This is a genomic window from Rhodovulum viride (assembly GCF_003265965.1).
Lineage (GTDB): Bacteria > Pseudomonadota > Alphaproteobacteria > Rhodobacterales > Rhodobacteraceae > Rhodovulum > Rhodovulum kholense.
On sequence record NZ_MUAV01000010.1, the window covers coordinates 61,814 to 76,936 of the forward strand.

Sequence of the window (15,123 nt, forward strand, 5' to 3'; positions counted from 1 at the left end):
GTTCCCCGGCCGAGCCCTCTCGCCTGCAATCTTCTTCTTGGCAAAAATACCCATGGCGTCCCGGTTCGCCACATGGCCCCGCGTCGGGGCAGGGAGCGCGGTCATTCGGCGGCGCGAAGGCCGTCCGGCTTGCCTTTGGACCCGCCGTCGGCCTGTGGCGGCTCCGGGGCCTCGGTCCAGACGATCTCGGGCGCGTCGAGCCGCGCGGCGGCGCGGGTCAGGGCGAGGTCGCGGGCGGCGCGGCTGTCGGGGCCCGCGCTGAGCGCAGCCAGACGGCGGACCGATCCGTAGGCGCCCGCCCGCACCCATTCGCGCAATGCCAGCAGCGAGGGCGTGAAGACCAGCGTCAGCACGGTCGCCACGCCCAGCCCGAAGACCACCGCCGTCGCCAGCTGGGTCCACCACAGCGAGGCCGGACTGCCCTGGGTATAGCCGCCATTGGCAAAGTCGAAGCTGACTCCCAGCATCATCGACAGCAAGCCCGCCATGGTCGTGACCGTGGTCAGGAAGACCGGACGGATGCGGTCCTCGCAGGTGCGCACGATGGCCTCGATCCGCGGCATGTAGCGGGCATAGTCCTGATAGGTGTCGATCAGCACGATGTTGTTGTTCACGACGATCCCGGCCAGCGCGACGACCCCGGTCCCGGTCATGATGATCGAGAAGGGCTGGCCCATCACCAGCATCCCGATCAGCACGCCCGCCGAGGACAGCACCACCGCCAGTAGCACCAGCACCGAATTGTAGAAGCTGTTGAACTGCGCCAGCAGGATGATGAACATCAGCCCCAGCGCCGCGGTGAAGGCTTTCGACAGGAAGGCGGTGCTTTCCTCCTGATCCTCCTGATCGCCGGTCCATTCCCAGCTGATGCCCTGCGGAAACGGCCCCGTGTCGAGCCAGCGGGTCAGGGTCGCGATCCGCTCGTTGGCGTTGATCGGCTGGCCCTCGACTGTCGTGAGCCCGTCGGCGACCGCCGCCTTGACGTCGAAATAGCGCTTGCCGTCGACCCGGTTGATCCGCCCGATCTTGCGCACCGGCGTGATCGTCACGAAATTCGACAGCGGCACCAGCCCGACCTCGGTCCGCACCTTCAGCGTGTCGAGCGTGGACAGCAGCCGGTCGCGTTCGGGCAGGCGCACGCGGATGTCGATTTCCTCGTCCGAGGAGGGCACCCGCATCGTGTCGAGCAGGATGCCGCGGGTGACCAGCTGGACCATCTGCCCGGCCAGCACCGCCGAGGCGCCGAAACGTCCGGCCTCTTCGGTATCGACATCGACCTGCCAGTCGATGCCGGGCAGGGGGCGGGTATCCTCGACGTCGCGGAGCCCCTCGGTCGCTTCGAACCGGTCGAGGGCGATCTGGGTGGCGGCCGACAGATCGTCCCAATTGTCGCCCTTCAGCCGCAGATGCACCGGCTTGGCCGAGGCGGGGCCATCCGACAGGTTCAGGATCTCGGTCCGGATGCCGGGGATCTGGGCCAGCTTGCGTTCGATCCGGGCGAGGATCAGGCCGCCATGCAGATCGGGGTCGGCGGCGCGCTCCTGCCAGGGCATCAGCTCGATCTGGACCTGGCCGATGGTGTCGAGCGGCGGCTGTGCGCCGCCCGTGTTCTGTCTGAGCCCGCCTTCGCCCGCGAAGGAAAAGACGTTCTCGACCCCGGGTTCGGCCAGCACGATGCGCTCGGCCGACTTCAGCAGCGCGTCCTTCTCGTCGATCGACAGGTTGCCCCGCGCGCGGACATAGACGATGGCCTGTTCGGGTTCGGTCTTCACGAAGAACTCGACCCCGTTATTGTGCTTGCCGTAATAGACGAAGACCCCGGCGACGAAGGCGATCACGGCCCCGGCGGTGACCAGCGGCATCACCGGATTGCCCGCGATGGCGCGGATCAGCCGACCGAAGAGGGTCGGGCGGTAGCCCGCCTTGACCGGCTCGGGCTGCGGGTCCCGCAGCGCGTTCACCGCCAGCGAACAGCCGATCAGGCCCAGCGTGAACAACACCAGCCCCGGCAGCATCGCAAGCGGCCCCGAACTGGCCGGGCCGGGCGCGGGCCAGGCCGGGTTCAGCATCCGCATCGCGCCAAGGAAGGCCATCGCAAGAGCCAGCGCCATCAGCCCGAGACGCAAGCCCTTCGGCAAGGGCCTCAGCCGCTCGGTGAGACGCCAGAGCACCCGCGAGAACCGGCCCGCGACCCCGCCCACCACCGGCAGGTAGACCAGCGCGACCACCAGGCTTGCCGACAGCACGAAGATCAGCGTGACCGGCAAAAGCCCCATGAACTCGCCCGCGACGCCGGGCCAGAACAGCATCGGCAGGAAGGCGCAAAGCGTGGTCGCGGTCGAACTGACGATGGGCCAGAACATCCGCTTGGCCGCATCGGCGAAGGCATGCATCGGCCCGGTGCCCTCGGCAATGCGGCGGTCGGCATATTCGACGACCACGATGGCGCCGTCGACCAGCATGCCGACCGCAAGGATCAGCCCGAACATGACGATGTTCGACACGGTGACGTCGAGGATCGCCAGCAGCACGAAACACAAGAGAAACGAGGTCGGGATCGCGAAGCCCACCAGCAGCGCCGAGCGGGTGCCGAGAAAGGCCAGCACCACCACCATCACCAGCGCGATGGCGGTCAGAACCGACCCTTCAAGCTGGCGCACCATCGATTCCACATTGGTCGACTGGTCGTTCGAGGTCGTGACCACGATGGCCTGGCGCAGCTCGGGCGCCCAGTCGGCGCGGGCCTTTTCGACCTCCTCGCGCACCAGCCGCGAGGTGTCGATGATGTTGAAGCCCTTGCGCTTGACCACCTGCAGCGCCAGCGTCGGTTCGCCGTTGAAGCGCGCGGTCGAGCTGCGGTCCTCGAAGGTCAGCCGGATCTCGGCCAGATCGCCCAGCCGCACCACCCGGTTGCCGTTGACCTTGACCGGCAGGTCGTAGACGTCCGAGGGGTCGTCGAAGGAGGCCGGGATCTTGACCGCGAAGGCGCCGTTCGCCGTCTCGACCTCGTCGGCGGCGATCAGCTGGTTGTTGGCGGTGACGACATTGACCAGTTCCTGCGCCGTGACGTTGTAGGACTCGAGCTTCAGCGGATCGAGGATCACCTCGAGCATCTCGTCGCGCTGGCCCGCCATCGACACCTCAAGCACCGGGTCGAGCGCCTCGAGCCGGTCCTGCAGGTCCTTGGCCGCACGCACCAGCGTCCGTTCCGGCACCTCGCCCGACAGGTTCACGACGAGGATCGGAAATTCCGAGAAGTTGATCTCGGAGATCGTGTATTTCTCGTAGCCGTCGGGAAAATCGGCCTCGGCCTTGTTCATCCGGTCGCGCACATCGGCCAGGATCTTGGTCTTGTCCCAGCCGAAGTCGAATTCCAGCGCGACCCCGGCATAGTTCTCGCGCGCCGTCGCGGTCATCGAATCAAGCCCGTCGAGATCGGACAGCTCGGTTTCCATCGGCTTGATCAGCAGCTTTTCCGCATCCTCGGCCGAGATGCCGGGGAAGGGGACCGAGATGAACAGCGCCGGGATCTCGATATCGGGCTCGCCCTCCTTGGGCAGCTCGATATAGGCGAGCGCGCCCGCGACCAGCGACATCAGCACGAAAGCCACGACCATGCGCGCCCGCGCGGCGGCCCAGTCGACAAGACCGGTCATTGCGGCGTCTCGCGATAGCTGACCTCGACCGGAGTGCCGTCCGACACGAATTCCTGCCCGACCACGATCACATCGGCGCTGTCGGGCAGGCCCGCGACCCAGATGCCTTCTGGGGCGTCGCGGATCACCTCGACGGGCGCAAAGCGGGCATGGCCGGTTTCATCTGCATAGCGCAGTCCCAGCCGACCGGCATCGTCCAGCGTCAGCGCCGAGGGCGGCACCAGATGGCCGCTGCGGGCGGGGCCGGCGATGCCGATCTCGACGCTTTGCCCGGCGCGGATCGCCCCGTCGGCATTGGGGGCCTCGACCTCGACGCGGAAGGTGCGGGTGGCGGGGTCGGTCGTGCGCGCGACGAAGGTGACGCGGCCCGCGATCTCCCGCCCCGAGAGCAGCCTGCCCCCGGCGGGCGCGCCGACGCGGATCTTGTCGACCTCGGTTTCGGGCACCGCGCCCACCAGCCGGATCGGATCGAGCGCGATGACCTTGGCGCAGAGCAAGCCGGGCTGCATCAGCGTGCCCAGCTCTGCGGTGTCCTCGTCCAGCATGCCCGCGAAGGGGGCCGCGATGGTCAGCCGTCCGATCTCGATCTCGGCGGCGGCGATCTGGGCCTCGGCGGTCTTGCGCGTGGTCTCGACGGCCTCGAGCCCGGCTGTGGCCGAGGCCACCGCCGCCTCGGCGGTCGAGACCGCGGCGGCGGTGCCGGCGACCCTCGTGTCCGAGGCGTAGCCCTCTTGCGACAGCCGCCGGGCGGCGCGGTCGTTGATCCGGGCCTCTTCCAGCTGGGCGCGGGCCTGGGCGACGGCGGCGCGGGCCTCGGGCAGGCGGGCGCGGGATTCGGCCAGCACCGCCCGGGCCTGGGCCAGTGCCGAGGGCCGCGTGCCCGGTTCGATCCGGCACAGGGTCTGCCCGGCCGCGACCGCGCTGCCTTTCTTGAGGGGCTCCGAGATCACCCGGCCGTCGGTCTCGGCCAGCACCTCGACGCTGCGCGCGGCCTCGGTCTCGCCGCGCAGCCGGACGCCGCCCTGAACCTGCTGTGCCGTGCTGCGCTGGACAACGACCGACACTTTTTGCGGTCCGGAGGCGCCGGTATCTGCGGCTGGCGCTGGGGCGGGTTCCACCCCGGCAAAGACCATCACGCGGTCCCGTTCCATCATCAGCAGGTAAAAGCTGACCGTCACCAGCAGGGCGGTGAGCATCGAGATCCAACGCATGGACTGCCTTGCCTTTCTCGTCGCGCGCTTCGGGGCCGGTCGCTGTCGTCCCGGCAAGGCGGGGCGGCGCGGGACGGGCCCGGACCGGCCGCCCTGACCCATGCCGCGATGGTACGATCAAACGGGCAGGGCGTACAAGCGTTCCGGCGCCGTGCGGCGGCCATGGTCGCGGGGCTTTGCAAAGGGGCAAGCGCTGCGCTAAGACGGGCGCCAGCAGAGCCCAAGCAGCCGGACCGCCGAGACGCCCATGACCAATCCCGACAGTTTCATCCAGGAAGTGACCGACGAGGTCCGCCGCGACCGCCTGTTCGCCTGGATGCGCCGCTATGGCTGGCTCGCGGCCCTGATCATCGTCGGACTGGTGGGCGCCGCCGCCTGGCGCGAATGGAGCATCGCCCGGCAGGAGGCCGCCGCGCAGGCACTGGGCGACAGCATTCTCGATGCGATAGAGATCCGCGATGCGGCGGCCCGCGCCGAGGCGCTGGGCCGGATCGGCGCCGACGGCCCGGCCGGGGCGCTGGTGGCGCTTCTGGCCGCCGCCGAGGCGCCGGATGCCGCCGGACGGATCGCCGCGACCGAGCGGCTCGATGCCATCGCCGCCGATGCCTCCCTGCCGCCTTATCTGTCGGATCTGGCGGCGCTGAAGCTTGTTCTGATGCGGGGCAGCGACATGGCGCCCGAGGCGCGGCTGGCCGCGCTCGAGCCGCTGGCGGCGCCGGGACGGCCGTTCCGGACGCTGGCACTGGAACAGATGGCCTATGCCGAGATCGACGCGGACCGCACCGAGGCGGCGCTGGATCGGCTGCGCGGCCTGCTTGACGATGCCGAGGCCAGCGCGGACTTGCGTCAGCGCGCCAGTCGGTTGATTGTGGCGCTCGGCGGATCGCCGGACGCCGGCTGATGCGGCCGCAGGCGGCCGGGCGGCCAGACGGGACGAGCCCAGGATCGAGGGGACAGCGACAGTGAAATTCGGCCATGTAACGAGCGTCTTGGCGCTGGTCGCCCTCGTCGCGGGGTGCGGCGACAAGGAAGAGATCCTGCAGGGTGAGCGGCTGGGCGTGCGCGAGGCGCTGGGCCTCGAGACGGTGCAGCCCGAGCTGCCCGAGGCGCGCGACATCGCGCTGCCGGCCCCGCAGGCGGTGGCCGACATGCCGCAACTGGGCGGCAACCCGGAACACCTGACGCCCCATGCGGCGCTTTCGGCAACGCCAGCGCGGATCTGGTCGACCTCGATCGGGGCGGGCAACAGCCGCCGCTACCGGATCACGGCGCCGCCGGTGGTGGCGGGCGGCGTGATCTACACGCTCGACGCGCGCAGCCAGGCCGCGGCGGTCTCGGCCGACGGCAAGCTTCTGTGGAAGGCCGACCTGCGGCCCGAGGGCAAGCGCGGCAAGGATGTCAGCGGCGGCGGGCTCGCCTATGGCGACGGGCGGCTTTTCGCCACCACGGGCTATGGCACGCTGATCGCGCTCGATCCCGCGACCGGGGCCGAGCTCTGGACCCAGAAGGCCGATGCCGCGATTTCGGGTCCGCCCGCCTATCGCGACGGCATCGTCTATTTCGTCAGCCGCGACAACCGTGCCTGGGCGATCTCGGCGGCCGACGGCCGGGTGCAATGGCAGATCCCGGGCACGCCCGCGCCCGCCGGAATGCTGGGGGGCGCCGCGCCTGCGGTCACCGACCGGCTGGCGATCTTCCCGTTCAGCTCGGCCGATCTGGTCGCGGCCCTGCGCCAAAGCGGGGTGCGGGTCTGGGGCGCGGCGGTCGCCGGTCAGCGGCGCGGCGCGGTCTATGCCTCGGTGACCGACATCACCGGCGATCCGGTGGTCGCGGGCAACGTGCTTTTCGCGGGCAACCAGTCGGGCCGCTCGGTCGCGCTCGACGTCAATTCGGGCGAACGGATCTGGACCGCCGAGGACGGGGCTTACGGCGCGATGCTGCCGGTGGGCGGCTCGGTCTTCTTCATGACCGATCAGGACAAGCTGGTGCGGCTCGACGCCCGCGACGGCAGCCGGATCTGGTCGGTGGACCTGCCCTATTTCACCAAGAAGAAACCCAAGAAACGCAAGGCCGTCTATGCCCATTACGGGCCGATCCTCGCGGGCGGGCGGATCTGGGTCGCCTCGGATGACGGCTGGCTTCGGGGCTTTGACCCGGCGTCGGGAGCGGTGCTGGCGGAAATCGACCTGCCCGGCGGCGCCGCCTCGCGGCCGGTGGTGGCGGGCGGCACGCTTTACGTGCTGTCCGAGCGCGGGGAACTCGAGGCTTTCCGCTAGGCGCCGGATGGTGTAGGCGGGCGGTCTGATCCGGTTCGGAGAGACCCATGAGTTTTACCCTGGCCATCGTCGGCCGGCCCAATGTCGGCAAGTCGACGCTGTTCAATCGTCTGGTGGGCAAGCGCCTGGCGCTGGTCGACGACCAGCCCGGCGTGACCCGCGACCTGCGCGAGGGCGAGGCGCGGCTGGGCGATCTGCGCTTTACCGTGGTCGACACGGCCGGGCTGGAAGAGGCGACCGACGAAAGCCTGCAGGGCCGGATGCGCAAGCTGACCGAGCGCGCGGTGGGCATGGCCGATGCCTGTCTCTTCATGATCGACGCGCGGGCGGGCGTTCTGGCCGCCGACGAGGTCTTTGCCGACATCCTGCGCAAGAAATCCGCCCATGTGATCCTCGGGGCCAACAAGTCCGAGGGCCGCGCCGCCGATGCAGGATTCCTTGAGGCCTATGCGCTGGGGCTGGGCGAACCGCTCAGGCTGTCGGCCGAACATGGCGAGGGCATGGCCGAGCTGCATGCCGTTCTTGCCCCGCTGATCGAGGCTGCCGAGGCGCGGCTCGATGCCGAGGCCGCGCCCGAGGTCGATGTCGATCTGTCCGACGAGGATGACGACGAGGACATGGAGGCGCCGGTCCGGATGCCGACCGCAGCGCGCCCTTTGCAGGTCGCGGTGGTCGGGCGCCCCAATGCAGGAAAGTCGACGCTGATCAACCAGATCCTCGGCGAGGACCGGCTGTTGACCGGCCCCGAGGCGGGCATCACCCGCGATTCGATTTCGCTGTCGATGGATTGGCAGGGCACGCCGGTCCGGCTGTTCGATACCGCGGGCATGCGCAAGCGCGCCAAGGTCCAGGACAAGCTGGAAAAGCTGTCGGTGTCGGACGGGCTCCGGGCGGTCAAGTTTGCCGAGGTCGTGGTCGTGCTGCTCGATGCGCAGATCCCGTTCGAGGCGCAGGACCTCAAGATCGCCGATCTGGCCGAGCGAGAGGGCCGCGCCGTCGTCATCGCCGTCAACAAATGGGATCTCGAGACCGACCGTCAGGACAAGCTGATCGCGCTGAAGGAAGAATTCGCCCGGCTTCTGCCGCAGCTGCGCGGCGCGCCGCTGGTGACGGTTTCGGCGCTGACCGGGCGCGGGCTCGACCGGCTGCACGACGCGGTGATCTCGGCCTACACCGTCTGGAACCGGCGGGTGCCGACCGCGCGGCTGAACCGCTGGCTCGCGGGCATGCTCGAGATGCACCCGCCGCCCGCGCCCGGCGGGCGCCGGATCAAGCTGCGCTACATGACCCAGGTCAAGACCCGGCCGCCGGCCTTCGTGGTGATGGCCTCGGTTCCCGAAAAGCTGCCGGAAAGCTATCGCCGCTATCTGGTCAACGGGCTGCGCGAGGATTTCGGGATGCCGGGCACCCCGATCCGGCTGACCTTCCGTGGCCAGGGCGACCGCAACCCGTTCCGGGCCAAGAAGAAAAAGACGCCCTCGCGGCTCAGGAAGCACATTGAGAAGAAGTCCGGCAGCTGATCCGGCTCGGCGCCGCCCTGGAGGCGGCGTCCTTCTTCGTCTGGTCCGTCATGGGTATTTGAACCAAGAAGAAGCCCAGACCGTCTCTTCTTCTTGGCCTAAATACCCATGAACCGGTGCAGGCCGCGCAATGGGGTCAGGGTGGCACGCCTCAGGTGGCGGCGCGCACCGTGAGAAAGCCGATCACGACAGCACCCGCAAGCGCGGCAATGGCGACGAGCGGCGCGCTGAAAAGGTTCGCGACGACGATCCCGCCAAGCCCCCAGATCAATGCCACGCCATAGGCGGGCGCGCGGTCGAGCGGGAAAAGCACCGCCGCGCCGGTCGCGAGCGCGCCCAGAAGCGCGATCAGGGCCCAGGCGGTCTCGCCGAAAACAATGCCATGGCCCGCGCCCAGAAGGCCGACCGAGACCCAGCTGGCCGCAGTCAGCCAGCCCGCATAAAGCCCGACCGGCGCCTGCAGCCACCAGCGGTCGATCAGCGGCGTCTCGACCAGCGCCCAGATCGCCATGGCGGCCATCCACCACAACAGCAGCGACGCCCAGACCGGCGAAAGTTGCGCAACCCCGATCCAGGCCGCACCGGGGGCCAGCGACAGGATCAAGGGCAGGCGGCAACGTTCCCACGCGCCGTCGCGGGCGCGGCGGAACAGCCCGAACCCGGCCGAGATCACCAGCCAGACATAGATCACGCTCCAGATCGCGAAGGCATAGCCCGCGGGCTGCACCGGCGGATGGTCCTGCGGGATCGGGAATTGCGAGGGCTCGAAGCCAGAGAACCCACCCGGCATCAGTGCCGAGGCGACGAAGAAAACGGTGGCGACGAAGACGAGGACCGCCTTGACCGGGTCGATCATGCCAGTTCTCCTTCAACTGTCAGCAGCGTCTTGCCGCCGAGCCAGGGGGCGAGCGCCTCGGGCAGGGCGACCGAGCCGTCCTCGCGCTGGCCGTTTTCCAGCACCGCGATCAGGCAGCGCCCGACCGCAAGGCCGGACCCGTTCAGGGAGTGGACATAATCGGGCTTGCCGCCGCTCGCGGGCCGGAACCTTGCATTCATCCGCCGCGCCTGGAAGTCGCCGCAATAGGACACCGAGGAAATCTCGCGATAGGTCGCCTGTCCCGGCAGCCAGACCTCGAGGTCATGGGTGCGCCGCGCGCCGAAGCCCATGTCGCCGGTGCACAGCACGACCGTCCGGTAGGGCAGGCCGAGCTTTTCGAGGATCCCCTCGGCACAGCGCGTCATCCGTTCCAGCTCATCAAGGCCCTGATCGGGATGCACAATCGACACCATCTCGACCTTCTCGAACTGGTGCTGGCGCAGCATTCCGGCCGTGTCGCGCCCCGCCGAGCCCGCCTCGGACCGGAAGCAAAGCGAATGCGCGGTCATCCGGCGGGGCAGGTCGGCCTCGTCCAGCAGCGTGTCGTTGACGGTGTTGGTCAGCGTCACTTCCGAGGTCGGGATCAGCCACCAGCCCTCGCGGGTCTGATAGCTGTCCTCGCCGAATTTCGGCAGCTGGCCGGTGCCGTACATCATCTCTTCGCGCACCAGCACCGGCGCGTTGACCTCGGTCAGCCCGTTCTCGGTGACGTGGGTATCCAGCATGAACTGCGCCAGCGCCCGGTGGATGCGGGCCACCGCGCCTTTCAGCACCACGAAACGCGCGCCCGACAGCTTGGCCGCGGTTTCGAAATCCATGCCCGCGGCAACGCCCGGCAACTGGTAATGCTCTTTCGCCGGAAAGCTCAGTTCGGGCGGTGTGCCCCAGCGGTGCCGCTCGACATTGGCGGTCTCGTCGGGCCCGTCGGGCACATCGGCCAGCGGCAGGTTCGGCAGCCCCATCAGCATCTCGCGCAGGCGGGCATCCTCGGCCTTGGCCTCGTCATCGAGCCGGGCGATTTCGTCCTTCTTCTCGGCCACCAGCGCGCGCAGGCGTTCGAATTCGGCCTCGTCGCCCCGGGCCTTGGCGGCGCCGACCTCCTTAGAGGCGGCGTTGCGCGCGGCCTGGGCCTCTTCGGCGGCAGAGATCTTGGCGCGGCGGGATTCGTCCAGCGCAAGGATCGCGGGCGAGACCGGCGCCAGCCCGCGGCGCGCCAGGGCGGCGTCGAAAGCGTCGGGGGTTTCGCGGATGGCGCGGATGTCGTGCATGTCTTGTCCTCGGGTGGTCTGGGTCTTTGTCTCGGGCCGGTTATGCCCGATCCTGAGGGGGGACGTAAGAGGCCGGATCGGCGCGCCAGCAGTTGTATTCAATACTGAAGGTATAGTCTTCGAGATCGGCAGATGGCCAATGCGTTGGCCGTTGCAGGTTGCCGATAATGGTTGAGCCATCACCAAACGCCGTCTCAATCTGCTCTTGTCGTATCCAGATGCCGCTAAAGTCTAGGCCTTTTATTGCCGCGCCCCGAATGCTAGTGCCAATGAGCTTAGTCGATGGGGATAGTTTTGCTCGGGAAAGCGTAGCTCCATCGAGTTGTGCAACACTTAAATTGGCTCCGTCTAAGTTACTATCGCTTAGTCTAGAGCCGTCCATAGTTGCACCTATGAGGTCGGCTCTTCGCATTAGTGTTTGTCTGAGGTTTGCTCCCTCAAGGCGCGCTCCCGTAAGACGTGCTTCTGAAAAATCGCGTTCATTGAGATCTGCAAGCTGAAGGCTAGTGTTTCTCAAGTCTAGCCGGTAAGAAGGCTGCCTTTGGTAAGCGCCGCTGCTCTTTTCCAGAACAACTCGGTCAGGTGCGCGGCGACCGATCACGGCCAGAGCTATTCCAACATCGCTGCGAGGTGGACGAATATTCTCGCGTTTTAGAAGCCAAGACGCCATTAGAAGATTGCGCTTTGTGACCATCTTCAGGTGAGCTTTCCTATCGTCAACCGACGCAATTTCTGACAGTTGATTTGGAGTTTCAATGCCGTCATCCTCCGGGTTCCTTGCACTGGACGCCGGAGCGTTCTCGCGGATATAGGCGCAGAGGATCTCCATGACGTTCACATGGTCGCGGTCACTGTCGCGGCTGATGCGCTCGAGCGCGTAGATCGCGCCGATGCGGACCTCGATATTGGGCGCGGTCGTCTCTTCGATCTCGGTCGTACCGTCCGGATGCGTTAGCCGCCGCTTGACCGTCTTTTCCGCCCCCAGCCCCTCGACCGCCTTGTTCAGGCGGTCGGTGATGAGGCCCTGTTCGGCGACGTTGACTTGTCGATATGCGACAATGGAGCGCCAGACCAGAAAGGGGACGCCTACAAGCGCAGCGAGCACGAGACCGATATCGTGGATCGCTTCGGAATGGTGATCGGGGCCGGCGAAATCGCCTCGTCCGGCAAGGGCCATGATGAAGTTGACAATAGTTCCGGCAATGAGAGCCAGCGCGATGATCGCCAGTGCGAGCAGGGGCAATGCCAGCACCAGGCGAACAATCCAGCCGAAGCCGCTGAACCGTTTGAAATCCGGCCGCCAGAGATGGCTGGCCCAGTCGACGAGACGCGAGCGGTGTGCCGTCATTGTCGTTCCCCCCTGCGCCCAAGACTGCCCGGAATGCGCGCGGGAGGGAACCGGTTTGCGCGGCCCGGTCCGGCGCGCCTAGCGGCCCGCGAGGAAGGTGGCGCTGGGGCGGGCGGCGACCGAGTGGATCTCGCCCGCGCCGCTGACCGAGGCGGAGACGACGCCCACGACTGACCAGCGCGACCCCTCGCGTTGCAGCACCGGCGCGCCCGAGGTGCCCTGAACGACCGGGCAGCCGAGGGCGGCCATGCCGGGGCTCTGGACCACGACCCGGCAATCCGCGACCCGGGTCAGGGCGTTCAGCCGGTCGCGGCGATAGCCGATCACTGTCACGCGGGGGCCGACCAGATCGGGCGTGGCGACCGGCAGGGGCGGGATGTCCGTGATCGGTGCTTCCAGAACCAGGATCGCAACATCGGCGCGCAAGCTGCGGGAATCCGGTTTCTTTCCCGGATGAAAGCCCGGGTTCGACAGGATCGCGCTGGCGGTGCGGTGGGCGGCATAGGTGCCCTTGTACCAGCCCGCGAGGAAATGCACCTGACCGGGCTGGGCCTTCGTGCCGCCCCGGAGCGCGTAAAGGCAATGGGCCGCGGTCAGCACCCGGTCGGGCGCGATCAGCGTGCCGGTGCAGAAGCCTCCCGTGTCGAAGCCCGCCACGTTGACCCGGCCGATGGCGCGCCAGGCGCGGTGCTGTGCCTCGGCCAGCGGCTCGGCCCCGTTGCGATCCCGGTCCCGGGCGCCCGCGGCATGGGCGGCGGGCAGGGCCGCAGCCCCCAGCGCGACGGCAAGGAGAAGGGGCAGCACGGCACGCGGGCGGATCGGAGGTCGCATGGCCCTTGATATGCCTGCTTCGCGCCGCCATTTGAAGCCCCGGCGCAGCGCCTTGCCAAGCAGAAGACCCACGGATAGGGTGCGCCGCGACTGAAAACCGGGCGGCCCGTTCGCCCTTCGGACACGGGGATTTTCCATATGTTTGCAACGCCTGCCTTCGCGCAAGCGGCCGGCGGCGGCGCCGTCGGCGCCTTCGGCTCGTTTCTGCCGCTGATCCTGATCTTCGCGATCATGTATTTCCTTCTGATCCGCCCGCAGCAGAAGAAAGCCAAGGAACACAAGGCGATGGTCGATGCGCTGCGCCGCGGCGACCAGGTGATCACCCAGGGCGGGCTGATCGGCAAGGTGTCCAAGGTCAAGGACGATGGCGAGGTCGAGGTCGAGATCGCCGAAAACGTCAAGGTCCGCGTCGTGCGCCAGACCATCGCTCAGGTGCTGAACCGGACCGAGCCGGCGGAAAAGGCCTGATCGCCCATGCTGGATTTCGCGCTTTGGAAACGGGCCACGGTCTGGGGGCTTGTACTTTTGGGGCTGCTCTTCGCCGCGCCCAACGTGTTCTACTCCCGGGTCGAGGGGCATAACGATGCCCTCAAGGCCATCGAGACCCAGGGCGCGACCCCTGAACTGATCGCCAGCCGCGACGGATGGCCCGGCTGGCTGCCCTCGGGGCTGGTCAATCTGGGCCTCGATCTGCGCGGCGGCGCGCATCTGCTGGCCGAGGTCCAGGTCGAGGACGTCTTTGCCGACCGCATGGATGCGCTCTGGCCCGATGTGCGCGACGCGCTGCGGGCGGTCCGCGACCAGGTCGGTCCGATCCGTCGGATCGAGGGCACGCCGGGTCTTTTGCAGGTACGGCTGAGCGAGCCCGAAGGCATGGCCGCCGCGCTTGAGGCGGTGCGGGCGCTCACGCGGCCGATCGTCAGCCTGACCGGCGTCGGGGCCTCGGATATCGAGGTTTCGGGCGAGGGCGCGGTGCTGACCGTGCAGCTGTCCGAGCCCGAGAAGCAGGCCACCATCGACCGCACCCTGCGCCAGTCGCTGGAAATCGTGCGCCGCCGGATCGACGAGGTCGGCACCCGCGAGCCGACGATCCAGCGCCAGGGCGAGGACCGCATCCTGATCGAGGTGCCGGGCATCGGCTCGGCCGACGAGCTGAAGGCGCTGATCGGCACCACCGCGCGGCTGACCTTCAACCCGGTCGTCTCGCGCACCACCAACCCGAACGAGGCGCCCGGGGCCAGCAATGTCCTGCTGCCGTCGATGGACGAAAAGGGCACCTATTACATCATCGAGAAGACGCCTGTCGTTTCTGGCGAGGATCTGACCGATGCCCAGCCCGCCTTCGACCAGAACGGCGCGCCCTCGGTCACCTTCCGCTTCAATCCGTCGGGGGCGCGCAAGTTCGGCCAGTACACGGCCGAGAATGTCGGCTCGCCCTTTGCCATCGTTCTGGACGACGAGGTCATCTCGGCCCCGGTGATCCGCGAGGCGATCCCGTCGGGGTCCGGCCAGATCACCGGCAATTTCTCGGTCGAGGAATCGACCAATCTGGCGGTTCTGTTGCGCGCGGGGGCGTTGCCGGCCGAGTTGACCTTCCTCGAGGAACGGACCATCGGCCCGCAGCTCGGCGCCGATTCGATCGAGGCGGGCAAGATCGCCTCGGCCGCCGCCTTCCTGCTGGTCCTCGGCTTCATGTGGGCCAGCTACGGGTTGTTCGGGCTGTTCGCCAATGTCGCGCTGATCGTCAATATCGGGCTGATCTTCGGCCTTCTGTCGCTGATCGGCGCCACGCTGACCCTGCCGGGCATCGCCGGGATCGTGCTGACCATCGGCATGGCGGTCGATGCCAACGTGCTGGTTTTCGAGCGCATCCGCGAGGAACTGAAAACCGCCAAGGGGCCCGCGCGGGCCATCGAGCTGGGCTATCAGCGCGCGCTTTCGGCCATTCTCGACGCCAACATCACCACCTTCCTGACGGCGGTGATCCTGTTTGTCATGGGCTCAGGTCCGGTGCGCGGTTTCGCCGTGACGCTGGCCATCGGCATCGTCACCTCGGTCTTCGCCGCGATCTACGTCACGCGGCTGATGGTCGTGATGTGGATGGAACGCCGCCGCCCCAAGACCATCGTGCTGTGA

11 protein-coding genes are annotated in these 15,123 nt (G+C 68.0%); 5 read left to right on the top strand and 6 right to left on the bottom strand.

What is annotated here, in order from left to right; genetic code table 11:
- Positions 1–101: 101 nt before the first annotated feature.
- Together BYZ73_RS10395 and BYZ73_RS10400 are read right to left on the bottom strand one after the other, a co-directional pair.
- Positions 102–3,656 (bottom strand): efflux RND transporter permease subunit, encoded by a 3,555-nt coding sequence (locus BYZ73_RS10395; protein WP_112315893.1) that lies wholly within the window; start codon positions 3,654–3,656, stop codon positions 102–104.
- Entirely contained in the window at positions 3,653–4,867 is a 1,215-nt protein-coding gene (locus tag BYZ73_RS10400) for an efflux RND transporter periplasmic adaptor subunit (RefSeq protein WP_108026663.1), read from the bottom strand. The genes BYZ73_RS10395 and BYZ73_RS10400 overlap by 4 nt, the downstream gene beginning before the upstream one ends.
- Before the next feature lie 247 nt (positions 4,868–5,114).
- Between BYZ73_RS10400 and BYZ73_RS10405 the strand changes: the two genes are divergently transcribed.
- The 3 genes from BYZ73_RS10405 to der all read left to right on the top strand — a co-directional run bounded on the left by BYZ73_RS10405 (position 5,115) and on the right by der (position 8,663).
- Positions 5,115–5,768 carry a tetratricopeptide repeat protein gene (locus tag BYZ73_RS10405; protein ID WP_108026667.1) on the top strand — a complete coding sequence of 218 codons (654 nt, stop codon included), beginning with the start codon at positions 5,115–5,117 and terminating at the stop codon, positions 5,766–5,768.
- Positions 5,769–5,829: 61 nt separating this feature from the next.
- A complete protein-coding gene (locus tag BYZ73_RS10410) occupies positions 5,830–7,143 on the top strand; it encodes a PQQ-like beta-propeller repeat protein (protein ID WP_108026670.1) in 1,314 nt (437 codons plus the stop codon).
- A gap of 47 nt (positions 7,144–7,190) precedes the next feature.
- Positions 7,191–8,663: a ribosome biogenesis GTPase Der gene (gene der / locus BYZ73_RS10415; protein WP_112315894.1), complete on the top strand. Its 1,473-nt coding sequence runs from the start codon at positions 7,191–7,193 to the stop codon at positions 8,661–8,663.
- Positions 8,664–8,814: 151 nt separating this feature from the next.
- Here der and BYZ73_RS10420 read toward each other — a convergent pair whose 3' ends face one another.
- The 4 genes from BYZ73_RS10420 to BYZ73_RS10435 all read right to left on the bottom strand — a co-directional run bounded on the left by BYZ73_RS10420 (position 8,815) and on the right by BYZ73_RS10435 (position 12,960).
- Positions 8,815–9,519, bottom strand: coding sequence for a hypothetical protein (locus BYZ73_RS10420; protein ID WP_108026676.1), 705 nt, complete (start codon positions 9,517–9,519; stop codon positions 8,815–8,817).
- Complete coding sequence (gene serS, locus BYZ73_RS10425) at positions 9,516–10,808, bottom strand: serine--tRNA ligase (RefSeq protein ID WP_108026679.1); 1,293 nt, start codon at positions 10,806–10,808, stop codon at positions 9,516–9,518. Before serS ends, BYZ73_RS10420 begins: the two co-directional genes overlap by 4 nt.
- A gap of 40 nt (positions 10,809–10,848) precedes the next feature.
- Positions 10,849–12,156: a pentapeptide repeat-containing protein gene (locus BYZ73_RS10430; protein ID WP_112315895.1), complete on the bottom strand. Its 1,308-nt coding sequence runs from the start codon at positions 12,154–12,156 to the stop codon at positions 10,849–10,851.
- A 78-nt stretch (positions 12,157–12,234) separates the two neighbouring features.
- The gene (locus tag BYZ73_RS10435) at positions 12,235–12,960 is read right to left on the bottom strand and encodes a trypsin-like serine peptidase (RefSeq protein WP_181498018.1); all 726 of its coding nucleotides are present in this window, start codon (positions 12,958–12,960) and stop codon (positions 12,235–12,237) included.
- Positions 12,961–13,125: 165 nt separating this feature from the next.
- Here BYZ73_RS10435 and yajC point away from each other — a divergent pair, with 165 nt between their 5' ends.
- Both yajC and secD read left to right on the top strand, forming a co-directional pair.
- Entirely contained in the window at positions 13,126–13,455 is a 330-nt protein-coding gene (gene yajC, locus BYZ73_RS10440) for a preprotein translocase subunit YajC (protein ID WP_108026688.1), read from the top strand.
- 6 nt (positions 13,456–13,461) lie between these two features.
- On the top strand, positions 13,462–15,123 hold the full coding sequence (gene secD, locus BYZ73_RS10445) for a protein translocase subunit SecD (RefSeq protein ID WP_112315897.1): 1,662 nt from the start codon (positions 13,462–13,464) through the stop codon (positions 15,121–15,123).